Source organism: Chitinophaga pollutisoli (assembly GCF_038396755.1).
In the GTDB taxonomy this organism is placed as follows: Bacteria; Bacteroidota; Bacteroidia; order Chitinophagales; family Chitinophagaceae; genus Chitinophaga; species Chitinophaga pollutisoli.
In genome coordinates, this window is record NZ_CP149822.1 from 846,980 (window position 1) to 868,308 (window position 21,329).

The window sequence follows — 21,329 nt, forward strand, 5'->3', positions numbered from 1 at the left end:
GAAGTTACGACAAAATAAAAACGGGACAAAAGTAGATCTTTCTACTTTGTCCCGTCAAGTCGGGATGACTGGATTCGAACCAGCGGCCTCTTCGTCCCGAACGAAGCGCGCTACCGGGCTGCGCTACATCCCGTACGGGGTCGCAAATCTACGCTATGAAAATCGAATTTCAAAAATATTTTTAGAACTCCCTTCAAACCCGCCACTATACCGGTTCCCAGGCGCCTTAACTTTTATCCCGGGCACGCTGCACCAGGTACAATCCCCCCACCACGAGCATCACACCGGCGAAGGTCCACCAGCTCAAAGGCTCTCCCATGAGCACCGCCGAAATGGCGAAACCGAAAACAGGACAGAGAAACAGCCAGAAGGAAGCTTTCACGGGGTTATCTTTCAACAGGAACAGCCACAACAATACCGCCACGATCGAAACCGGGCCCGCCAGCCAAAGCATCGACAGCAGCCAGAGCATATTGAAATCATTGGCCGCAGGTTCATACCAGCCGATCATCACCGGGAAAAGAAAAATCCCGCCGAATAAGGTTTGCCAGCCGTTGATCGTGAAAATATGAAGGTCCCCCCACTTGCTGGCGGTGAAGTATAATGCACCGATCGAATAGGTGATCATACTGAACAACACAAGCCCCAGCCCCAGGGGCGTCGCGTAACTATCGGCGAGCAACGGCCAGGCGGCCACGCCGATCCCCGCCATACAAAGCGCCAGGCTCAATATCGTTACCGGCTGCAATGGCCTGCGGAGCCAGATGGAGCTCATCAGGCTGATAAAAACAGGATTGGTGGCTGTAGCCAGCGCTCCCAGCCCGGCAGACACTTCCATCATCCCCACCACATAAATACCCAGGTACAAAGAAACGTTGAACAACCCGTACACCGCCACCTGCTTCCACTCCTTTCCGCGCGGCAGGCGCTTCTTCAACACCCCGTGCGACAAAAACAACATGATGCCTGCCGCCAGGAAAAAGCGCGGTACAAACAACACAAAAGGCTGCACCGCACGCAAACCCAGTTTCGTGGCGGCAGCGGCGGATGCCCAGAGAAAGGCGAAAACGATCCCCGCGACAATCAATTGTATACGACGGTTTTCCAAAGCAGGTTAAAACTAGAAAACGGATTCCGGAAAAAAACCGGTATTTTAGAAAGAATTACGATCTCCAAACCTATGCGCATCTTCCTTTTATCCCTGTTGATGCTGGCGTTTTTACCGACCCGCGCCCAACACCGCCCGGCCCGATTCCCGCTGTGGACCTTCCACGAGCGCAACGTCCGCATCTACGGCATCAGCGTGGGCGCCTACTCCCTGAACGAAAACGCCAATACGACCACCAACGGCATCCGGGTCGAAGCGCCCGGGGCAGGACTGCTCCTCAGCCTCATGCCGCGCGCACCCTGGGACACCGCCCATGGCACTACCCCCGAAACCTTTCCAGAAGACAAGTTCCCGCAACAGGCAAACGGCATCAATATTTCCGCATTGGGCGGCGTCTGCTACCGGGTTAATGGCATCTCGATCGGAGGGCTGACGCAAATCAACTGGCGCGTCAACGGGATATCCGTCTCCGCGATGATCAACGCCTGCGAAGTAATGAATGGCATCCAATATGGCACCTTCAATGTTTGCGAAACCGCCAACGGCATCCAACTGGGCATGGGGGTGCGCACGGAAAGGCTCCGCGGAATACAGATCGGGTTCATGAATGCTAGCAAAAACACCCGCGGCGTACAGATCGGCCTCTGGAACGAGAACGAAAAACGGAAACTACCCCTTATCAACTGGAACTTCCGGTCCTGACGCGTCTACAATGCAATCTCACCCGTCATCCCCAGCGAAGCGAGGAATTCCCCGTCGTGGGAAACCACCAACAATGTACCGTCGTAGCCATTTATGGCCGCCGTGAGGATCTCCACATTCTGCATGTCCAGGTTATTGGTGGGCTCGTCGAGGATGATCATATCCGGCGCTTTCGTGCCGATATTCAACACGCATAACAACAGCCGCATCCTTTCCCCGCCGCTCAGGCCAGAAGAAGGCTTGTTCCAGTCCTCCGGCCCGAACAGGAACCTGTTCAGCCGCATTTTGACTTCATGCTCTTCCAGCGCGCCGGGATTATGCCGCTGTGCCTGCTCATAAACGGTCAGCCCGCCATCGAGATAAGAATAATCCTGGTCGATGTACACCGCCCGGAAATCCGCCCGCTGCAACGTTCCTTCGGACGGCTCCAACTCGCCCAACAGCAAACGGATCAACGTCGTTTTGCCGGAACCGTTACCACCACGGATGGCGGTCCTGTCGCCGCTCCTGATCTGGAAGTCAAGCCCCTCCGGCCAGAGGAGCCTTTCCCCGAAACGGATGTTCAGCGCCTGCGCGGTGAGGAGCACCTTTCCTTTATGCAAAGCCGAATCGTCGACATTCAGTTTCATTTTATCGATATCGGGCATTTCTTTGCGGAGGCGATTCACTTCTTCGGCGATGCCGTCCATTTTCTCCGCATGCGCTTTCTTGAGGCTGGCGGCGCTCTTCTCGGCGTTGTTGCGGAGGGTATTGAGGACGATAGTGGGCACGTTGGATTTGTCCTGTTTCTTTCTGCCGCGGGCATCCATCTTCGCTTTTCGCTCCATGGCTTCACGCTCCGTTTCCCGCGCTTTGCGCAGCGCTTTTTCGCGGCTGTGGAGGTCCTGGCGCAGGGCGTCCTGCTCAATCGCTTTCTGTTCTTTGTAGAAATCAAAACCACCGCCATACACCGTGATCCCTTTTTTACCCAGTTCGAACACCTCCGGTAAAAGCCGCAACAAAGTGGCGTCGTGGCTGACGAGCACAAGCGTTTGCCGCCATCCTGCGATCAGTTCGCGGAGGAGCGCACGCCCGGCCGCGTCGAGGTGATTACCGGGCTCATCGAGCAGGAGGAACGCAGGTTGGTTCACGAGTATACCGGCCAGGAAAACGCGCGTCTTCTGCCCCCCGCTCAACGCTGCGAGCCGGAGGTCAAGCGGCAAGCCGGCGAGGTGCCAGTGCGCGAGGGCTTCCCGACAACGCTCTTCGATGGTCCAGTCGTCGTCCAGCGCCGCCATGCGTGCATCGGTCACGTTTCCGCTGAGGATTTCGCGCAGGGCGTGGAGGCGCTCTCCGGCACGGAGCGCCTCGCCTACCGTCAGGTGGTCGAACTGCCCGAAATGCTGGGGAATGTAGTATGGGGGCTCGTCTTGCCGGATATTGCCGGACAGCGGCTGCAACTCCCCCGCCATCAGCCGGAGCAAAGTGGATTTTCCCGCGCCGTTCGGGCCGATCAGCGCGATTTTTTCTCCGCGGTTCACGGTAAAATGAAGCCCGGAAAACAATACGTCTTTATTGGGATGCGCGTAAGTAACGTCTTGAAACGCCAACATGATTTTCTTTCTTTAACAGTGAAGAATAACGGCGGCCTGGGTATTACGGCCACGCAGCTACGGGTTAATCTTGAAAGAAATTAAATCTCACATGTTGGTACGAATGAAGTTTAAATGTGATGCAAAAATACAAAATTCTCCGGAAATTCAAATTCCTGTCAATCCCACCAGAGATATAACGTGCCGGTTTCCTTCATCTCCGCGGCCAGGGCATCCACATTACGGACCAGTGGCGATGGCCCGCCGGCATTTACTTACCATTCCTGCATTACTTCCGGTGGCACTCCAACGGAATATTCGATTTCCGGTTTTTCGAACATTGTCTACTATCGCCCGCCCCGGCTGCCGGTGGTTCATGCGACATTTGCATAAGCGGCGGTAAGCAACAGGCAGGTGGAATGTTTAGGTCAGGGATAAATTCGTTTAAAATGATTTGCGAACAAAATTGTGCTTTTCCGAGTATTTTTTATAGAAAAGGCTCCCGGCAAATACTTCGCGGGAGCCTTTAGAAAAGCGCACAGCCTGCCCTGACGCCGGGCTGAAAAAGTGTTACACGGAATTTTCTGTTAGAAATTGGATTCCACGATAAGTTGCGCCCTTGTGGCGTCCACGAAATCCATGGGAATAATACCGTACCTGCCAAAAGTATTGGTAGTGAAATAGGTGTTGATGCGCGGGTTGATATTATTGGAAACGGTGGTGATGCGGGGGATACCGAAGATGAGGGATTTGTATCCGCTGGTAAAATTGATGAACAGCGTGTTGTTGGTACTGGTGTTGGCCTCATTGAACAGATTGGTGACGCCGGTCCATTTCGCATTGTTGTCGGGCACCACGTACTGATCCTGCACGCGCAGCGTGGCATCGGCGTTGCTGCTGGTAAACGTGGTGTTGTCGGCCCAGTTGGTGGCGTCGATGCCTTTGGGCAAGGAGGAAGCGCCGAAACGGCGCAGCAGCACTATTTTATTGCGGACGCTGCCCAGGTTTGGCACGGATGCGCCCATGTGCCAGCGGCCGGGGTTCACTGCTACGTAAGCATCGAACGTTTGCTCGAAGCTACGCGTGTTGCCGGTGGGATCGTATTCTTCCTTCACGCACATGATGATGGTTTCGCCAGGGTGGTTGTCGAGGAAGGAAACGCAGGCGGTGATGACGTCGGTGAAATTCAGGTTCTGGTAAATGCTGCCATGATGGATGGCGAACGCGTCGCCGATGTGGCGGCAGCGGATGTCGAGGAAACGGACGCCTGCTTCCAGTTGCTCGCCGATGGTGAGGTGCTGGCATTTGGCGGTGCCGCCGATGGGCTCGAAGCGCGCGCCGGAATCGTGGGTACCGGGGATGGTGATGCGGGCGAGGTTCGTGTTGTCGGGAAGGCCGGTCATCCAGCTGTTCATAACGGCCAGCAAGGTGGCCTGCGGAGCGGCGCCGGAAAGGCTTTCGGGCCGAAGGAGCGGTGAAGTTTCTCGGGCGTCTTTGCTGCAACTGATGCCAAACAGGGTAATGGCCGCGAGGGCTGCGGCTTGCAAACGGGTTTTGATGCTCATAACATACATGGGTTTGAGAAGGGTTATCCTATCGCTGCTGTCAGGGCCGGGTGTCGTATCCTGAAAATAAGCCGGAATTTCCAGCTAAACTTCCAATATATCTTTTAGCAGTAAGAATTAAGACAGAAGTCATATACCGTTTATGGAATTGCGGCTTGCGGAAAAAGCAAATATATCCTAACTTGGCGGGCTACACAGGTAATACCGGCGGCAACCGGCGCTGTGGTCACCCAACTTTCAATAGGCAAAACTCAACAATGATGCATAAAAAAATCCTTGCACTGGGCATGGGCCTGGCAACGATCCTCGGTACCGCAGGCACCGCGGCCGCCCAGGAGCAGCAACACGCCAATTCCGTTAAGGCGGCGGCAGACCAGAAAGAACTCATCGGCCGGTGGGATATCACCATCGACCAGAACGGCCAGCCCGCACCTTCCTGGCTGGAAGTGAAGCTCTCCGGTTTCCGAACGCTGGTTGGCCATTTCGTAGCTACCTCCGGCAGCTCCCGTCCCGTTTCCCATGTGAAGTTTGAAAACGGAAAGTTCAGCTTTACCATTCCACCGCAATGGGAAAGCGGTAAAGGCGACCTTACCGTGAACGGCGAAGTAACCGCCAGCGGCCTCAAAGGCACCATCTCCTACCCCGACGGCGGCACCTTCAACTGGACAGCCGTAAAAGCTCCCGAAATGAAACGCGCCGCGGCACCCTCCTGGGGCAAATCGATCAAGTTGTTCAACGGGAAAGACCTTACCGGCTGGAAAGCAGTAGGCGCGCCCAACCAATGGGAAGTGCGCGACGGCATCCTCACCAGCCCAAAATCCGGCGCCAACCTCATCTCCGAGCAGAAATTCACCGACTTCAAGCTGCACGTTGAATTCCGCTACCAGAAAGGCAGCAACAGCGGTGTATACCTGAGAGGCCGTCATGAAGTACAGATCGAAGACAGCCCGAAAGACGCGCACCCTTCGTCCACACTCTTCAGCGGTGTGTACGGCTTTATCGCTCCCAGCGAAATCTACGCCCTCGGCCCCGATACCTGGCAGACGTTTGACATCACCCTCGTTGGTCGCCACGTCACTATCGTGGTGAACGGCAAAACAGTAGTGAGCAACCAGGAGATCCCCGGCATCACCGGCGGCGCGCTCGACAGCAACGAAGGCGAACCCGGACCGATTTACTTCCAGGGCGACCACGGCCCGATCGAGTTCCGCAAGATCGTGATCACGCCCGCGAAATAATCTTTCCGGATAAATAAATAAGCCCGCTCCTCACCGAGCGGGCTTTTTGTTTTCAAGGCCAGCGTTTGAATTTCGCAATTTCCCATTTCTCCCGCGCAATTTCCATGCCCGCCAAAATCCGACATTTGGGCATGCAAAATCTATCGAAAAAAGTAATACTGGTGACCGGCGCCTCCAGGGGTATTGGCGCCACCGTTGCCCGCGATCTGGCCGCAGCTGGCGCGAGCGTGATCGTGAACTTCGCAGGCCGTAAAGCCGACGCAGAGAACGTCGTATCCTCCATCACCGCTACCGGCGGAAAAGCCATCGCCATCCAGGCCGACGTGAGCAACTCATCGCAGGTGCGCCGCCTGTTCGACGAAGCGATCGACCATTTCGGCCGCATCGACGTGCTGATCAACAACGCCGGCATCATGTTCACCAAACCGATCAAAGACACCACCGACGAAGAATTCAGCCGGATGTTCGACATCAACGTGAAAGGCGTTTTCAATACACTCCGCGAATCGGCCACCCGCCTGGCGGACAACGGCACCATCATTAATTTCTCCACTTCCGTCAACCGGATCATGGTTCCCGGATACGCCAGTTACGTGGCCACCAAAGCCGCTGTGGAACAATTAACACGCGTTTTCGCCAAAGAAGTGGGCACCCGCGGCATTAACGTCAATTCCATTTCGCCGGGGCCCACCAACACCGAACTGTTCACGAACGGCAAATCCGACGAAGCCATCGCCAGGCTCGCCGGACTGTCGGCTTTCGGGCGCATCGCCGAGCCGGAAGACATCTCGCGCGTGGTGGTTTTCCTCGCTAGCGACGATGCCAAATGGATTTCCGCGCAAAACATCGGCGCAAACGGCGGTATGGCATAAATGCAACGTCCCGGAGACTTGTGGCCCCGGGACGTTGCTGATATATTGCAGCGGATTAAATTTTCACTTTCGCGCGCTGCCGCTCCGCCTTTTTAACAATATCGGCTACGTTCACGGGCATACTTTTTTTCACCCGGCTTTCCTGCGCCGCGCCCATGAATGCGTAACTGTCTATGGTTTCCGCTTCCGGCGCGGGCGGTGTGCCTTTCTGGAAAAATTCGATGATCGGCGGCATGAGGGGCGCATAACCCGTGAAATCGCACAGGGTCATATGCCCTTTATCTACGAAGGCATGCCCGCCGAAGTTTCGCATATCGCTGCGGAAACCGCGCAGTGAGCCGATACGGCCTCCCTCCCATTCTCCGCCACTGCATCCGTATCGTCCGCCTGGTAATGCGTCACGCGCCGGCAACCGGTGCCCAGCATCGCAAACAACATTGCGACCTGACGGTCACTTTTCTTGTCAAGGCTATTGAAGGGTATTTTTGTAGACGATTCCGTCTTTCATAATCAGCGTGAGATTCTTTTCCGGATCTTCCAGCAGCTTAATTTCCTGGATGGGATCACCGTTTACAAGGATCATATCCGCCAGCGCCCCCTCTTCCAACACGCCCAGCTTGCCTTTGTAGGGGCTCCGTTTCCCGGAAAGCGCCAGCAGCTCGCCATTATTCCGCGTGGCCATCTGCAGTATCTCCAACGGTTTGAACCAGCGCGTCATCGCTACCAGCCGCGCGCCCTGGCGGCTCGCCACCCGGGCGTCGAACAAAGCGTCTGTACCCCAGGCGATTTTGACTTTATATTTTTTGGCCAGCGCCATTGCATTGTCGGTGCCGCCGTACATTTCCAGTTGCTTCTCGCGGCCTTCCCCTGTTTTGGGATTGCTGTCCTCATCGTCGATAAACGGCTGCAACGACCACCAGATACCTTTTTCCGCAATCATCTTCGCCGAGGCTTCATCCGCCAGCTGCCCGTGCTCGATGCATTTCACGCCGGCCTTGATCGCGGTCTGTATCGCATGCGGCGTATAGGCATGTACAGTAACATAGGTACCCCAGTTTTCCGCTGCTTCCACCGCCGCGCGGAATTCCGCTTCGGTATATTGCGCCACGTCCAGCGGGTCGTATACTGAGCTGACGCCCCCGCCCGCCATCAGCTTGAGCTGGCTCGCGCCCGCCATCAGCTGCTCCCGCGAGCGGAGCAACACCGCATCCACACCATCTGCGATGGCCGCCGCCCGGATGCGCTCCGAATAGCTGAGGGGCTCGTTGGCCGCACGTGGTATTTCATATGGCAAGCGAAAATCGCCATGGCCACCGGTTTGACTGATAAACGCACCGGAAGGCCAGATCCTCGGCCCCGGCGTTACGCCCGCATCGATCGCATCTTTTAAACCGAAAATCGGCCCACCCATGTCCCGCACGCTTGTGAAACCGCGCATGAGCGTATTACGGGCGTTGTTCCCCGCCATCAGCACCACAAATCCAAAGTCTTTTGTGATGGCAGCCATTTGCGGAATATTGGCAAACATTGCGTGATAATGCGCATCGATAAGCCCGGGCATGAGGAATTGCCCCTTCCCGTCGATGATCGTGGTGTTCATACTTCGGTCTGTAGGGATGGGACCTGCCGATATTTTCGTGATAACATTGCCGGTGACTAGTACGTTCCCGTTAAAGGGCGCTGCATCCTTCCCCGTAAATACACGCACATTCATGATGAGCGTTACGGGTTTCGGTTTTTCCTGCGCAGCGGCCAGGCCGTTTACGATCACCATACAAAGGGTAAGAATCCGTTTCATGTTGCGATTTTTTGAGCCCATAGGCCGGTGTTCGAATTAAACGGTTTCCCTCCCGCAAATGTTCACTACTTCAGCCGAAGTATCGCCCAAACGGATAATATCGCCGATACTACGGAGGCGGCGGTCCGCACAACATTCCACCGGTTCCACGGCTCCTCGAACCGAAGGCGCCACTCTTTCAGCGTCTGCTCCCCCGCCGACGCCAGATCCTGCTTGTCGAGCCATTCGTTCAACGGCACATTACACGCCACCGTTACCCCGAATACACCGGTAATGTAAATAGCCCCGGCCGCCACAAGCGCCCACCAGGCCAAGTTCGCCGGCTGTGAAAATTGCTGCCACGCGCTGAAGGGCAACAAAAACACCGGCGCCATGAACACGATGAGAAACCAGGGATTCAGTATCGCGCGGTTGATGGACTGGTAAGCTGTCAGGTACGCTGAATCCTTAACCCGCCCCAGCCCCGGCACAACGGACACCGCATAGGCATAAAAGATACCGGCCGACAGGCAGGTGAGGATGACGGCCGCCAAAAAAACGATGCCTGGGAGGCCATCAGTAAGAGATACCGGGTGTTTGCCTGAGATATGCATGGGATTTGATTTGCTGTAACATGAAATGCGCAACGTCGGCGCGTGAAACCTTAACATGTATTTTGTTGTCGTCCGCCGCGAAACCGTGGCGGTAATTTTCGGTCAAAGGCCCGTTGGTGAGGTTCCCCGGCCGAACGATCACCCAGTCCAGCCCGCTGTTGCGGACATGTGTTTCCTGCAGGGCGTGATCCGCGAAGCCTTTTTTCAAAAGGAACGGAACGATGATATTGCGGAAAACGAAAGGCGTGCGGCGAAGCGTGGCTTTGCTGTCGCCATACCCCAGCGAGGTTTGCACCACCAGCCGGCGGATGCCCGCGTGCTGCATGGCTTTGACGATATTTAGCGTGCCCTGTGAGCGGATGGTGCCGGTTTTGTTGGCCGGCGCGCCAAGGGTGGACAACACGGCGTCGTGCCCTTTGACCGCTACCTGCACCGCGGACTCGTCGAGCGCGTCGCCGGCTAGTTTTGTGAGCAGCGGGTGGTCGATCTGCAGGGAAGCCGGGTTGCGGACGAAGGCGGTCACGCGGTGGCCGGCTTCGAGGGCCTGTTGGGTAAGGAGGCGTCCGGTTGCGCCGCTGGCGCCGAAAATAATGAGTTGCATGGGTGATAATTTTCAACAAAACTACCGCGGGCACCGGGGGAGAAATAGAACAAAACCGACAAAATCGGGAACGGGAATATTAGCGGGATAGCATTGCGCCGGAATTATAGCTCACGGGGCCGGCGTCCTGGAATTTCTGGGGGCTGCAGCCGGCGAATTCGCGGAAGGTGCGGATAAAGTGGGATTGATCCGCATAATCGTTGCTGTAAGCCAGGTCCGACAATTTATCGAATTGTTTTCCGCGCAGTTGCTGCAGGGAAGCCTGGAACTGGGCAATGCGCGCGAAGCGTTTCGGGCTCATGCCGGTGTATTGTTTGAAGCGGCGCTCAAAGCTTCTTTCGGTGATGCGCAGTTCGTCGCGCAGGTCGCGCAACGAAAGGGCGCCCTGCGTTTCCTGGAGACGGCTGAGCGCAGTTTCCAGCATCGGATCTTCATGCTGGCGGTGGCGGTCCAACTGTCCGGACACAAATGCCGAAAGGCCCTGCAGGTGTGCTTCTCCGGGCGACGGCCCCTCCGCGATATCTTCCAGCCAGCCTGCCAGCGCGGGTTGCAGCTCGCGGGCATCGATACATCCGTCGGTCAGTTCTCCCGGGTTGAGGCCGAAAACGGAACGGAGCGCGCCCGGCCGGAGGACCATCCCGCTCACCCCGAATTCACCTTCGAGGCGGAGACCGGCGTGACGCGTGGATTGGCCGTAAAGAAACACAGGCGGCAGGAGCTTGTTTTCCTGGTACAGCACGCCCTTTCCCGGATGCTGGAAGATAATACCCGGCGACGCGTCGGCCAGGGTGCGGAATGCCTGCGCTTCATCGCCCGCATGGCTCTCCAGCGTCCAGCAATATTGGACGAACCGGCGGAGAGCAGGCGGCGGGGGAAGACGGCGGTAGATCATTGCAAACAAATATATCGAAATAATCTGTCGTAAATACCCCGCTAATTTGTCGATAATACAACCCGTGCAACAGCCGGAATCCCGGTAGCTTTACATTATGCCCGAACTGCCCAAACTATTGCTCTATTCCTTGTCCATCAACGAGCGCCAATACAGCGCCCTCGACAAGCTGGTGGGGAAGGAAACTTCCGCGATCCGTATCGCTTTCATCGAAAACGCCGCCGACGTAATCCCGGATTCAGCGCCCTGGGTGCGCTCCATCCGCAACGCCTTCATCCGGCGGGGTTACCAGGTAGAGCCCATCGACCTGCGGGTGTGGCAGCAGCGACCGGCGCAATTGCAGGCGCGGCTGGCTGCGAAAGACGTGATCTGGCTGGGCGGCGGCAACACCTACTACCTCCGCTGGATCCTAAAAACCAGCGGGGCCGACGGCATGATCCAGCGCCTCGTGCGCGAAGGCAAGGTTTTCTGCGGCTGGAGCGCCGGCGCCATCGTAGCCGGGCCCACCATCGAGTACTTCCAGGCAATGGACAATGTGGAAGATGCGCCGGAAATCGTGCTCGACGGGTTATGCCTCACTTCCATCACCATTATTCCCCATATCGACAACGCCGATTTTATCGAAGGCGCCCACATGGCCAACATGCAGCTGCAGGCTGCGGGATACAGCACCCTCCCGCTGGGCGACACCGAAGCGTTGGTGATCGACGGCAGCCATCAGCGGATTATCGATTAGGGGTTTTAGCAGATTTAGCAGGAAATCCGGGTAATTGTGTTAATTTTCCGCTGTTTATATGTGGAAGGATATGATGATAATTCCTGAAATAGAACTGCGGACCGTCAACGTGACCCGTTACGTAACGCCGCTGCGCGAAGGCGGCTCCCTGCCCGCCATCGCGGAGGCGGACGACGGATTTCTGTACGTGCTGAAATTCCGGGGCGCCGGCCAGGGCGTAAAATCGCTCATCGCCGAGCTGATCGGCGGGGAAATAGCGAGGATCCTGGGGCTGCGGGTACCCGAGCTCGTTTTCGCAAAACTGGACGAAGCCTTCGGGCGTACCGAGGCCGACGAGGAAATCCAGGATCTCCTCAAAGCCAGCACCGGCCTCAACCTGGCGCTGCATTACCTTTCCGGCTCCGTTACCTTCGACCCCAACGCCGCTGAAATCGATCCGCTCCTGGCCTCGAGAATCGTATGGCTCGACTGCCTGCTGACCAATGTGGACCGCACGGCGCGCAATACGAATATGCTCTGGTGGAACCGGGAACTGTGGCTCATCGATCATGGCGCTTCCCTGTATTTCCATCATTCCTGGGACAACTGGGAAGAACAATCGCTCAAACCGTTCGTCCAGGTGAAAGACCATGTGCTGCTCCCCTACGCAACGCAACTGAAGGAAGCGGACGCGGAACTGCGCCCCCTGTTGACGCCGGAGCGCATCCGCGCGGTGACAAATCTGTTGCCGGATTCGTGGCTAACGACCCACGGCGAGTCTCCCGAAGCGGTGCGCGATGTCTATACCCGATTTCTTACCAACCGGCTCGCCCATGCCGATAACTTTTTAAATAACGCCCTGCATGCCCGAAATGCCCTTATATGAGTACGCCGTGATCCGCGTGGTGCCGAAGGTGGAGCGGGAAGAGTTCATGAACGTGGGCGTGATCCTGTTCTGCAAGCAGAAACGGTACCTCGGATGCATCATCACCCTGAACGAGGAAAGGCTGAAAGCCTTCAGCCCGGAACTGGATTTGGGGGAGCTGAAGGCATTTGCAGACGGGTTCGAGAAAACCTGCCGCGGCGAAGGCCCCATCGGGCAGCTCGACGCAGCAAGCCGCTTCCGGTGGCTAACCGCCATGCGCAGCACAATTTTACAGACATCACGGGTGCATCCGGGGCTGTGTGCGGGGCCGGAAGATACCCTGGAAAGACTGCACCGCCAGTTAGTGCTGTGAAGGAATCCCGAACGGCCTAATTGCCAAATAATGAGTAGCTTTGCACGTTTTACTATAGCTAAAGTACATGAAGACATATTTCCGGCTTTTATCGTTTGCCAGACCGATTGAGAAATACGCTATACCCTATATACTTTTCACAATTGTGGCGGTCGTTTTCGGCACGCTCAACCTGGCGTTGGTAGCACCGCTGCTGACCACGCTCTTCAAGCAGCCCGCCGCGGGCGAAACCGTTGCCGTTGCGGCGCCGCTCCCCGCCGAACCGCCCTCCGGCTTCGACCTGATCGCATTCATGAACTATTACGCACAAAAGTTCAATGACGATTTCGGCCTGATGACGACGCTGAAATATGTGTGCGCCGTGATCGTGATTTCCGTGATCATCAGCAATATTTTTAAATATCTCGGGGAGCGGACGATGGAGAATCTCCGCATCCACACCCTGCTCAACCTCCGCAAATCCGTTTTCAATAACGTCATGAACCTGGATATCGCATATTTCAACAATGAAAGGAAAGGCGATATCATTTCAAAAGTTGCTTCAGATGTGCAGGTGGTGCAGTTCTCGGTGACCAGTACCTTGCAGGTGGTGTTCAAGGAACCGCTGCAGCTGATTGCCTACCTGGTAATGCTGTTTATGATTTCGGTGAAACTGACGCTGTTTTCCATGCTGGTGATCCCTGTCGCCGGTTGGCTGATCTCCCGGATCGTAAAAAGGCTCAAATCCCAGGCGGCGGAATCGCATTCCACTTACGGAATGATGATCAGCTACCTGGACGAGGCGCTGTCGGGGATCAAAATCATCAAGGCATTCAACGCGATTCCCTTCATCCGCAAGCGTTTCGATGATGAAAACCAGAAATACAGCCGTATTATGCGCTCGATGGCCCGGCGCCAGCAACTGGCCAGCCCGGTATCGGAAACGCTCGGGGTGATCATGGTGGCAGGCATTGTGCTGTACGGCGGGAAACTGATTGCCGAGGGGTCCAACGAACTGGATCCGGGCGCTTTCATCGCATACATTGCGATTTTCTCCCAGATCATGCGGCCCGCCAAAGCGATCGGACAGTCGTTTTCTTCCATCCACTCCGGTATTGCGGCAGGTGAAAGGGTGTTGGCGCTGATCGATGAAAAACCGGCGATCGTCAATAAACCCGACGCCATCGAAATCCGGGACTTCAAAGATTCGCTGGAATTCAGGAATGTTACTTTCGGTTACCAGGATAGGAAAATCCTTGATAATGTGAACATTACGATCCCCAGGGGCGCATCAGTTGCGCTGGTGGGGCCCTCCGGCGGGGGCAAGTCTACGCTGATGGACCTCATTCCCCGGTTTACGCAGCCCTGGAGCGGCGAAATCCGGATAGACGGGCACAATATCCAGGATTACACGATGGAGTCGCTCCGCGGGCTGATGGGTACCGTAAACCAGGAAACAATTCTTTTCAACGACACTATTTTCAATAATATAGCGTTTGCTTATCCTGAAGCCACGCAGGAACAGGTGGAAGCGGCGGCGCGGATCGCCAATGCCCACGATTTCATCGTGGCTTCGGAAGAAGGCTATCAGACCCGCATCGGCGACCGCGGGGTGAAACTCAGCGGCGGCCAGCGCCAACGGATCTGCATCGCCAGGGCCGTGTTGCGCAATCCCCCTATCATGCTGCTCGACGAAGCCACCTCCGCGCTCGATACCGAATCGGAACGCCTGGTGCAGGATGCATTGAATAACCTGATGAAAAACCGGACGTCGCTCGTCATCGCCCACCGACTGAGCACGATCCAGAGTGCGGACATGATTATCGTACTCGAAGGAGGCCGTATTGTAGAAACCGGCACCCATTTTGAGTTATTGGAAAAAAACGGGCTTTACCGGAAGCTGATCGAGATGCAAACTTTTAACGGCAATTAAATAAAAATTATATATTTGCTTTTTTTGTAACTTATATTTATTTTGTTCCTAAAACCGGATGTAACATCTTTGATAGTCTTCCCGTTATACCTGTATTGCGAACATGTACCTGACTATAAGGGAGGCGGGTTTATAAATGACCGGTCTTTATCTTAAAACCCGAATTAATTAATCGACCTGGAATGCAAAATAGATCATTCACAGTAGGATTACTGATTTCAACCTACAACTGGCCCAAGGCGCTGGAGGCCGTCCTGAAAAGTGTGATGCGCCAATCCCGGATGCCGGATGAAATCATCATAGCAGATGATGGGTCCGGCGCCGCAACAGAATCCGTCATCCGCAAATACGCGGCATTGATGGGCATTCCTTTCCGGCATGCCTGGCACAAGGATGACGGTTTCAGGAAAAGCATTATTCTCAACAAGGCAGTTAAACTTTCAGAATCCGATTATATTATTGAAATTGACGGCGATATCGTGCTGCACCCCAGGTTTGTGGAAGATCACGTTCGCCATGCCCAAAAAGGCGTTTTCATCCAGGGGGCCCGTACCATGGTGGAAGAAAACCGGACGAAAGGGATTCTCAGAACCGGGGATTTCGACACCATCTTTTTCTTCACCCCCGGTATCAGCAATCGTTTCAATTCCCTGAGAATCCCCTTATTGTCATGGCTGTTCCAGCTTTCCCGGCAGGACGCTACTAAAACAAGAGGTTGCAACCTCGCTTTCTGGAGAGAAGATTTTATCGCCGTAAACGGCTATAACAATACGTTCAGCGGCTGGGGTTCCGAAGACAATGAATTTGCCGCCAGGCTTATTAATGCGGGTATCAAGAAAGTTCGGCTGAAACTCGCCGCCAACTGTTATCACCTGCATCATAAATGCAATTCCAAATCTGAAGTCGAGGCCAACGAATATCGTTATATGGAAACCATTCGTTATAATATGATTTCTTGCATGAACGGCTACGCCGAAGTATAAATCATCCACGCCGCCCAAATCAGCAACGGGTATAAAATCCACTTTACAATTTTATAGGTATTGGTCCGGAAGAGGTTGCTTTTCCGGAATGTGCCATTGTCGTTGAACCGGCGGGTAATCCCCTCGATTCTCCCACGGCGCAGGTTGCCCCACAGCAATCCCAGGTCGTGGCTGAGCCGCAGCACCGTTACATACCAGTACACCCGGATATCGGTTTTTGCTTTCCGTTTGATGGATTGCACCGTAGTGGCGATGAATTCGATCACCAATACTCCCGCAATAAATAGTGCAATCGGCGCCAGCAGCGATGGTTGCACGATAGCGGCCACCAGTGCAGCCACGAGGGCGAGCAACACCGTTTCCACTGTATTCGGCAATTCGCGCGAGGCATGTTGGGGCAATTGTTCCGGTAATAGAGCATTCCCCGTACCGTACCGGAACGGCCGTTTGAAATCCGGCGCCTCCCCTTTCCACCAGGGATGGTTCACCGCCGCTTCCGGGAGCGTGCGGTAATTGCGGTAATCATTTGCCGCGCGGATTCTCAGGAAAAAATCCACATCTTCCCCCCACCCGATTTGGGATATACTTCCGAAAACCTTACGTCACCGATGGCGGAACGGCGGATCATGATATTGGCAGTGGCGCCCCAGGCGAAATCTTTCCTGTGTTGCGCGATAGTAAAGATATCCATGCTGCCGCTGGCGAGGATGGCGTCAGAAAATGGCTTTCCGGGCGGCGGGAGGCGCACCAGGCCGATGAACCCCAACGCCCCGGGATCCCCTTCCGCCGCACGGGCGTAAACAGACAGCAGGTCCGAAGGCACCGTGATATCATCATCCAGGAACAGCACCCAATCCCCATCCCCCGCAGCAATCCCGCGGTTGCGCGTGTAAGCCGCACCCATATTCCGCGGGTTCACTTCCAGGAACACGTCTTTCCCATCCACCATCTCAGCAATCGACGGCGCCACCGCCACCCCCGGGTTGTCGGACAGCAAATAGAACCTTACCCTCACACCCTCGGGCCGTTCCAGCCGTAAAATGGGTACCAGGTAATGTTCAATTAGCCGGAAAGAAGGAATAACTACGTCTATGCTGATCGCCATACTGGAAATTTGATATAAATAGGATCGCCGCTACCGCCGCGGCCGCAAAAATAGTTTTTTTTCGCACTATGTTTTGCGAAGATAGGCAAGGAATATTCACCGCCGCCCTAACAATATGAGCCCTTGATTGTTATAGTGAAAAACGACCCGTCATGCAAAAAATCCTCGTTCCGGTAGACTATTCAGACACAGCTTTCCATGCCGCACGGTACGCCATTTCCCTCGCCCGCCAGATTCACCCGGCGACGATCACCCTGTTCCATGCCTACGGGTTGCCGCCTTCCGCCAATACCACGGTATTGACCATGCTCCCCGCCGACACGCCGGAATACATCGCCGGTATTGAAACGGAAATCGCCAAATGGAAAAAAGACCTGCAGGCGGAGCTGGTGGAATACGTTCAGCTCGACACCCATATCAGCGCCCTCCCGTTCATGGACGCCATGAAAGAAGCCACCAACGCCGCCAATTTCACGTTCATCGTGATGGGCATTACCGGTAAAAGTCCCCTGGGCCAACGTTTCATCGGAAGCAACTCGCTCGATGTGGCGCACGGCACGCACGTCCCCCTTATCATCGTTCCACCCGGCGCCGAAATGCGCAAAGTAAAACGCATCCTCTTCGCCTACGACCGCAAGCAAACCCTCCAGCCCGCACAGGCCGAAGGCATCCGTTCCGTACTTAGCACGTTGGATGCACAAATCGAAGTAGTGCACGTTACAACCGGGGAGCCCGACGATACCCCGCCGCCTGCGCTTTCGGAAGCGCTGCACCTTGCCCAGGCGCAATACCGCGAGATCCAACATACCGACCTGGTAACCGCCATCCAGGAGTACGCTGGCGAAACCCATGCCGACCTACTGCTGGCAGTGCCCGGCGAATATGGCTTCTTCGCGGAGATCTTCCATCGCAGCGCCACCAAACGGCTCGCTTTCAACGCCGGCATTCCTGTGCTGGTCATTAAATAAAAGGATGCTTATGAAAAAAGAAGGGCCCGCAGCTACCGAATGCCGCGGGCCTTTTACATGAATGGGGAAACAGTGAACTAATCTTTTAGATGCTGCACCGGGTTTACCCGCGACGCCTTCACCGCCTGGCTCCCTACGGTCAGCCACGCCGTCACCAGCGCCAACACGCCCGCCAGCGCAAAATACCACCACTGCAATTCGATCCGGTAGGCAAAGCCGTCCAGCCATTTACGGGTAATGAGATACCCCAACGGCAGCGCCACGCACACCGCTACACCTACCAGTTTGGTGAAGTCCGCCGATAGCAGCAGCACGATATGCGCCGCGCTTCCGCCCAATATCTTGCGTACGCTGATTTCCTTCATCCTCCGTTCGGCCGTGAACGCCGCCAGCCCGAAGAGCCCCAGGCAGGAAATGATCACCGCCAGCCCCGCGAAATAGCGCGACAGTACGCCCACCCGCAATTCCGACACATATACCGTCCGGAAGTCTTCATCCATAAAACGGAAATCCGGAATGCTGCCGGGGTTCATCTCCCGGAACAGGGATTCGATGCGCCGGAGCGTTTCCTGCTGGTCGCCCCGCGCGAGGCGCGCCACCACGGCGTTGGCCTGGTCGGGCCGAAAGTAGAAAATCCAGGGAGTTACCGCTTTATGGATCGTTTTGAAATGAAAATCCTTCACCACACCGATGATCGTCACTTTTTCCTCCCAAAAATCCACCTGCTTGCCGATAGGATCGTCCAAGCCCATCGCGGCGGCGGCTACTTCATTGATGATCACGGCTGTACTGTCTGTGGGAAAAGCCGGCGAAAATGCCCGGCCCTTGGCCATTTGCATGCCCATCGTTTCAATCAACCCGAAATCAATCGCCTGGCAGCCAAATTCTATGTTCAGCCCTTTTTGCTTACCGGGCCATTCCACCCCGGTGGTGGTACCCCAGTGTGTAGTGAGGTTGCCGGTGGCGTTGCTGGCGTTCACCACGCCCGGTATCTCCCGGAGCCGTTGCATGAACTGCCGGCTATCGTCCCGCAGTTTGCCTTCCTTGAAAAAATACACCACGTTTTCCCGGTCGTATCCCATGTTTTTGCCCTGCACGAACCGGAGCTGGAGAAACACGACGATCACCGCGAGGATCAGGACGATGGAAATGGAAAACTGGAAAACCACCAGCCCCTTGCGCACCCATAATTCGCGGATGGTTGATGTGAACTGGCCCTTCAAAATCATCACCGGCCTGAAACCGGAAAGATACAGCGCCGGATAACTGCCCGCGAGCAAACCCGTTACGATCGTCAGCAGCAGGAAAATACCCGTCATCCGCATATCCGCGAACAGCGAAAGTTCTTTACCGGTAATGGTATTAAAAAATGGCAGGAGGAGAAACACCGCCACCAGCGCCACACCCAGCGCCATAAACGCCAGCAGCAGCGATTCGCCGAGGTATTGCAGGATAAGGGAACGCCTTCCCGCCCCGATCGCCTTCTTTACCCCTACTTCCTTCATCCTCCGCGATGCGCGGGCCGTCGAAAGGTTCATGAAATTGATGCTGGCGATGAGCAGGATGAAAAGCGCTATCAGCGAAAACAACCGCACGTATTCGATCCGGCCGCCATCTTGCACGCCGTTCGTAAACTTGCCGTACAGGTAGTTTTCGAAATGCGGCTGGGTGGACAATGTCACGGCGGTGAAGTCGATTTTCGTTTTGAGGAAATCCTTGATTTTCGCATCAAACGCCGCCACGTTTGCGCCGGGTTTGAGTATGACGAAGTTATGGACGTTGTGGTTATCCCAATGCACGTTGAAATTATCCAGGAAAACGTCGTAAGAAACAATGTAGTCGAACGGGTCGGTCACGTTGGAGGGGAGGTCTTTAAAAATGCCGGAAATGGTGAAAGTCTCCTCCTGCCGCCAGGTTACCGGTTTGCCGATGAGGCCGTGGGTGGTATGGAAAAGTTTTTGCGCCGTGGATTCCGACAGCAGGATCGTTTTTTTGTTTTTCAGCACCGTTTCGGGATTGCCGTCGGCCAGGGGAAAGGGGAATACCTTGAAATAATCGGCGCTGGCGAACATTTGCCGCGCTTTGTAATGTTCGTTGCCCGAACTGATGGTGAAGCGGGGCATCGAGCCCGGCGGGCGCGTGGCTACCGCGTATTCTACTTCGGGCATTTCCGCTTTGAGGGCTTCAGCCATTACACCGGGTGTCGCCAAAGCGGTTTTAATGCCGCCCTCCTGATGGTGGTTGCCCAGGACATGCAGGATGCGCGCATCGTGGGAAAACAGTTTATCCATCCGGTACTCGTCCATCACCCACAAGCAAATAAGCATGGCGCATGCCAGCCCGCTGGCTAAACCGGTCAGGTTGATGAAGAATGTACTCCTGTACTTCCTGAAATTGCGGAATATCAATAAGAGGGTGTGCCTGAACATAAGCGAGTAATTGGTCGGATCGAAGGGAACAATCCCCATGCCGCCAACAAAACCCGCTACCATGGCGGAGTGGGCAAAACATCACCGTTCACTGGCGGACAAGTAACGTCCGCTTTCGGACACCGGGCGGCCCGGGCTGTTGGTACAAATATCCGGAAAATGGAAAAATAACCGCTCCAGGAGTGAAGCGGTCTCTACACTCCATCTGAATTGACCTTTCACCGCCCAAACCCGTTTCCGGGAAGGGTTCAGCAATCAGCCGCAATACATGTAACACATGCATTATAGTATAAAAATAGTCTATTTTCAGATTCAATGAAATGTTTTCACACTAATTGATTGCAGATTAACCGTTAACTTGACGCAGGAAACATTACAAATTGGATTACAGTTTAATTAAACAACTGATAGACCTGGCGGAGGAATATGAGCAATCCGCGGGAGAAGGCAGCGGTGATATCAAGGATTTCGTGCGTTGGCTGAAGGAAGGCCAGTCTCCGGAAATCGTCAGGACTACAAATCACTACAGCGACGACCACGTGCCGGGTCTGATCAGCAAATTGCTGGTGTATATGCACCGGTACGCAAAATTGTATTTCAAACGCGCATTGGAGCGCCGGCCCATCCAGTCGATGGATGAGTTCGGTTACATGGTTTCGCTCCTGCAGTACGGGCCGATGAACAAAACAGCGCTCATCCAGCAGAATATCCAGGAAAAACCCACCGGGATGGAAATCATCAACCGGCTCGTGAAGCTCGGCTTCATCGAAGAAACGCCCGACGCCAATGACCGGCGCAGCAAGCTCATCCAGGTTTCCGGCGCGGGGCAGCAAATGATGGGCGAACTGTTCGGCGATATGGACAAGATCTCGCGCCTCATCCTTGGCGACCTCCTCCCCCGCGAACAATACCAGCTCCTCGAAATGCTCGAACGGCTGCATGGTTTCCATAAACCCATTTTCCAGGACGATCTCCAGCAACTCGACGATCTGATAGACAAAAAAACTTCCTGAACGAGAATTCCCTATCTTGTAGCCTT

At 55.2% G+C, this 21,329-nt stretch carries 21 protein-coding genes and 1 tRNA gene; 10 read left to right on the forward strand and 12 right to left on the reverse strand.

What is annotated here, in order from left to right:
• Positions 1-59: 59 nt before the first annotated feature.
• Both WJU16_RS03635 and WJU16_RS03640 read right to left on the reverse strand, forming a co-directional pair.
• A tRNA-Pro gene (locus WJU16_RS03635) sits at positions 60-133 on the reverse strand.
• 93 nt (positions 134-226) lie between these two features.
• The gene (locus WJU16_RS03640) at positions 227-1,108 is read right to left on the reverse strand and encodes a DMT family transporter (RefSeq protein WP_341836963.1); all 882 of its coding nucleotides are present in this window, start codon (positions 1,106-1,108) and stop codon (positions 227-229) included.
• A gap of 72 nt (positions 1,109-1,180) precedes the next feature.
• On the opposite strand from WJU16_RS03640, the gene WJU16_RS03645 reads away from it, so the two are divergent.
• Positions 1,181-1,810: an LA_2272 family surface repeat-containing protein gene (locus WJU16_RS03645; RefSeq protein ID WP_341836964.1), complete on the forward strand. Its 630-nt coding sequence runs from the start codon at positions 1,181-1,183 to the stop codon at positions 1,808-1,810.
• Between the two features lie 5 nt (positions 1,811-1,815).
• Here WJU16_RS03645 and WJU16_RS03650 read toward each other — a convergent pair whose 3' ends face one another.
• Positions 1,816-3,402: an ABC-F family ATP-binding cassette domain-containing protein gene (locus WJU16_RS03650; protein WP_341836965.1), complete on the reverse strand. Its 1,587-nt coding sequence runs from the start codon at positions 3,400-3,402 to the stop codon at positions 1,816-1,818.
• 566 nt (positions 3,403-3,968) lie between these two features.
• Positions 3,969-4,946, reverse strand: a complete 978-nt coding sequence (locus WJU16_RS03655) for a phosphatidylinositol-specific phospholipase C (RefSeq protein WP_341836966.1) — start codon at positions 4,944-4,946, stop codon at positions 3,969-3,971.
• A gap of 257 nt (positions 4,947-5,203) precedes the next feature.
• Here WJU16_RS03655 and WJU16_RS03660 point away from each other — a divergent pair, with 257 nt between their 5' ends.
• Complete coding sequence (locus tag WJU16_RS03660; protein WP_341836967.1) at positions 5,204-6,184, forward strand: DUF1080 domain-containing protein; 981 nt, start codon at positions 5,204-5,206, stop codon at positions 6,182-6,184.
• Between the two features lie 131 nt (positions 6,185-6,315).
• Positions 6,316-7,056, forward strand: coding sequence for an SDR family oxidoreductase (locus tag WJU16_RS03665; RefSeq protein ID WP_341836968.1), 741 nt, complete (start codon positions 6,316-6,318; stop codon positions 7,054-7,056).
• 55 nt (positions 7,057-7,111) lie between these two features.
• On the opposite strand, the gene WJU16_RS03670 is transcribed toward WJU16_RS03665, so the two are convergent.
• The 5 genes from WJU16_RS03670 to WJU16_RS03690 form a co-directional block, all read right to left on the reverse strand.
• A complete protein-coding gene (locus WJU16_RS03670) occupies positions 7,112-7,369 on the reverse strand; it encodes a hypothetical protein (RefSeq protein WP_341836969.1) in 258 nt (85 codons plus the stop codon).
• Between the two features lie 156 nt (positions 7,370-7,525).
• Positions 7,526-8,854, reverse strand: a complete 1,329-nt coding sequence (locus WJU16_RS03675) for an amidohydrolase family protein (RefSeq protein ID WP_341836970.1) — start codon at positions 8,852-8,854, stop codon at positions 7,526-7,528.
• A gap of 65 nt (positions 8,855-8,919) precedes the next feature.
• The gene (locus WJU16_RS03680) at positions 8,920-9,447 is read right to left on the reverse strand and encodes a DUF1772 domain-containing protein (RefSeq protein WP_341836971.1); all 528 of its coding nucleotides are present in this window, start codon (positions 9,445-9,447) and stop codon (positions 8,920-8,922) included.
• Entirely contained in the window at positions 9,410-10,048 is a 639-nt protein-coding gene (locus WJU16_RS03685; protein WP_341836972.1) for an SDR family oxidoreductase, read from the reverse strand. The genes WJU16_RS03680 and WJU16_RS03685 overlap by 38 nt, the downstream gene beginning before the upstream one ends.
• Before the next feature lie 79 nt (positions 10,049-10,127).
• Complete coding sequence (locus WJU16_RS03690) at positions 10,128-10,940, reverse strand: helix-turn-helix transcriptional regulator (RefSeq protein ID WP_341836973.1); 813 nt, start codon at positions 10,938-10,940, stop codon at positions 10,128-10,130.
• Between the two features lie 97 nt (positions 10,941-11,037).
• Here WJU16_RS03690 and WJU16_RS03695 point away from each other — a divergent pair, with 97 nt between their 5' ends.
• The 5 genes from WJU16_RS03695 (at position 11,038) to WJU16_RS03715 (ending at position 15,788) form a co-directional block, all read left to right on the forward strand.
• Positions 11,038-11,676 (forward strand): Type 1 glutamine amidotransferase-like domain-containing protein, encoded by a 639-nt coding sequence (locus WJU16_RS03695; protein WP_341836974.1) that lies wholly within the window; start codon positions 11,038-11,040, stop codon positions 11,674-11,676.
• A gap of 70 nt (positions 11,677-11,746) precedes the next feature.
• Complete coding sequence (locus tag WJU16_RS03700; RefSeq protein ID WP_341836975.1) at positions 11,747-12,541, forward strand: HipA family kinase; 795 nt, start codon at positions 11,747-11,749, stop codon at positions 12,539-12,541.
• A complete protein-coding gene (locus WJU16_RS03705; RefSeq protein WP_341836976.1) occupies positions 12,519-12,893 on the forward strand; it encodes a DUF3037 domain-containing protein in 375 nt (124 codons plus the stop codon). Before WJU16_RS03700 ends, WJU16_RS03705 begins: the two co-directional genes overlap by 23 nt.
• Before the next feature lie 67 nt (positions 12,894-12,960).
• Positions 12,961-14,805 (forward strand): ABC transporter ATP-binding protein, encoded by a 1,845-nt coding sequence (locus WJU16_RS03710; protein WP_341836977.1) that lies wholly within the window; start codon positions 12,961-12,963, stop codon positions 14,803-14,805.
• A gap of 182 nt (positions 14,806-14,987) precedes the next feature.
• Positions 14,988-15,788: a glycosyltransferase family 2 protein gene (locus WJU16_RS03715; protein WP_341836978.1), complete on the forward strand. Its 801-nt coding sequence runs from the start codon at positions 14,988-14,990 to the stop codon at positions 15,786-15,788.
• Here the strand turns inward: WJU16_RS03715 and WJU16_RS03720 are convergent.
• Complete coding sequence (locus WJU16_RS03720) at positions 15,773-16,345, reverse strand: hypothetical protein (RefSeq protein WP_341836979.1); 573 nt, start codon at positions 16,343-16,345, stop codon at positions 15,773-15,775. The genes WJU16_RS03715 and WJU16_RS03720 overlap by 16 nt on opposite strands.
• Positions 16,330-16,893: a glycosyltransferase family A protein gene (locus WJU16_RS03725; RefSeq protein WP_341836980.1), complete on the reverse strand. Its 564-nt coding sequence runs from the start codon at positions 16,891-16,893 to the stop codon at positions 16,330-16,332. Before WJU16_RS03725 ends, WJU16_RS03720 begins: the two co-directional genes overlap by 16 nt.
• Before the next feature lie 152 nt (positions 16,894-17,045).
• On the opposite strand from WJU16_RS03725, the gene WJU16_RS03730 reads away from it, so the two are divergent.
• The gene (locus WJU16_RS03730) at positions 17,046-17,861 is read left to right on the forward strand and encodes a universal stress protein (protein ID WP_341836981.1); all 816 of its coding nucleotides are present in this window, start codon (positions 17,046-17,048) and stop codon (positions 17,859-17,861) included.
• Between the two features lie 77 nt (positions 17,862-17,938).
• Here WJU16_RS03730 and WJU16_RS03735 read toward each other — a convergent pair whose 3' ends face one another.
• Positions 17,939-20,290, reverse strand: a complete 2,352-nt coding sequence (locus WJU16_RS03735) for an ABC transporter permease (protein ID WP_341836982.1) — start codon at positions 20,288-20,290, stop codon at positions 17,939-17,941.
• A 380-nt stretch (positions 20,291-20,670) separates the two neighbouring features.
• On the opposite strand from WJU16_RS03735, the gene WJU16_RS03740 reads away from it, so the two are divergent.
• Entirely contained in the window at positions 20,671-21,303 is a 633-nt protein-coding gene (locus WJU16_RS03740; RefSeq protein ID WP_341836983.1) for a MarR family winged helix-turn-helix transcriptional regulator, read from the forward strand.
• The last annotated feature ends 26 nt before the right edge of the window (positions 21,304-21,329 follow it).

What these genes read in the sequence shown, in the direction of transcription:
- WJU16_RS03665 (WP_341836968.1), top strand. Translation starts at nt 6,316, where the DNA reads ATGCAAAATCTATCGAAAAAAGTAATACTGGTGACCGGCGCCTCCAGG.
- WJU16_RS03700 (WP_341836975.1), top strand. Translation starts at nt 11,747, where the DNA reads ATGATGATAATTCCTGAAATAGAACTGCGGACCGTCAACGTGACCCGT.
- WJU16_RS03655 (WP_341836966.1), bottom strand. Translation starts at nt 4,946, where the DNA reads ATGAGCATCAAAACCCGTTTGCAAGCCGCAGCCCTCGCGGCCATTACC.
- WJU16_RS03730 (WP_341836981.1), top strand. Translation starts at nt 17,046, where the DNA reads ATGCAAAAAATCCTCGTTCCGGTAGACTATTCAGACACAGCTTTCCAT.
- WJU16_RS03695 (WP_341836974.1), top strand. Translation starts at nt 11,038, where the DNA reads ATGCCCGAACTGCCCAAACTATTGCTCTATTCCTTGTCCATCAACGAG.
- WJU16_RS03675 (WP_341836970.1), bottom strand. Translation starts at nt 8,854, where the DNA reads ATGAAACGGATTCTTACCCTTTGTATGGTGATCGTAAACGGCCTGGCC.
- WJU16_RS03705 (WP_341836976.1), top strand. Translation starts at nt 12,519, where the DNA reads ATGCCCGAAATGCCCTTATATGAGTACGCCGTGATCCGCGTGGTGCCG.
- WJU16_RS03645 (WP_341836964.1), top strand. Translation starts at nt 1,181, where the DNA reads ATGCGCATCTTCCTTTTATCCCTGTTGATGCTGGCGTTTTTACCGACC.
- WJU16_RS03735 (WP_341836982.1), bottom strand. Translation starts at nt 20,290, where the DNA reads ATGTTCAGGCACACCCTCTTATTGATATTCCGCAATTTCAGGAAGTAC.
- WJU16_RS03680 (WP_341836971.1), bottom strand. Translation starts at nt 9,447, where the DNA reads ATGCATATCTCAGGCAAACACCCGGTATCTCTTACTGATGGCCTCCCA.
- WJU16_RS03725 (WP_341836980.1), bottom strand. Translation starts at nt 16,893, where the DNA reads ATGGCGATCAGCATAGACGTAGTTATTCCTTCTTTCCGGCTAATTGAA.
- WJU16_RS03715 (WP_341836978.1), top strand. Translation starts at nt 14,988, where the DNA reads ATGCAAAATAGATCATTCACAGTAGGATTACTGATTTCAACCTACAAC.
- WJU16_RS03650 (WP_341836965.1), bottom strand. Translation starts at nt 3,402, where the DNA reads ATGTTGGCGTTTCAAGACGTTACTTACGCGCATCCCAATAAAGACGTA.
- WJU16_RS03690 (WP_341836973.1), bottom strand. Translation starts at nt 10,940, where the DNA reads ATGATCTACCGCCGTCTTCCCCCGCCGCCTGCTCTCCGCCGGTTCGTC.
- WJU16_RS03710 (WP_341836977.1), top strand. Translation starts at nt 12,961, where the DNA reads ATGAAGACATATTTCCGGCTTTTATCGTTTGCCAGACCGATTGAGAAA.
- WJU16_RS03670 (WP_341836969.1), bottom strand. Translation starts at nt 7,369, where the DNA reads ATGCGAAACTTCGGCGGGCATGCCTTCGTAGATAAAGGGCATATGACC.
- WJU16_RS03685 (WP_341836972.1), bottom strand. Translation starts at nt 10,048, where the DNA reads ATGCAACTCATTATTTTCGGCGCCAGCGGCGCAACCGGACGCCTCCTT.
- WJU16_RS03660 (WP_341836967.1), top strand. Translation starts at nt 5,204, where the DNA reads ATGATGCATAAAAAAATCCTTGCACTGGGCATGGGCCTGGCAACGATC.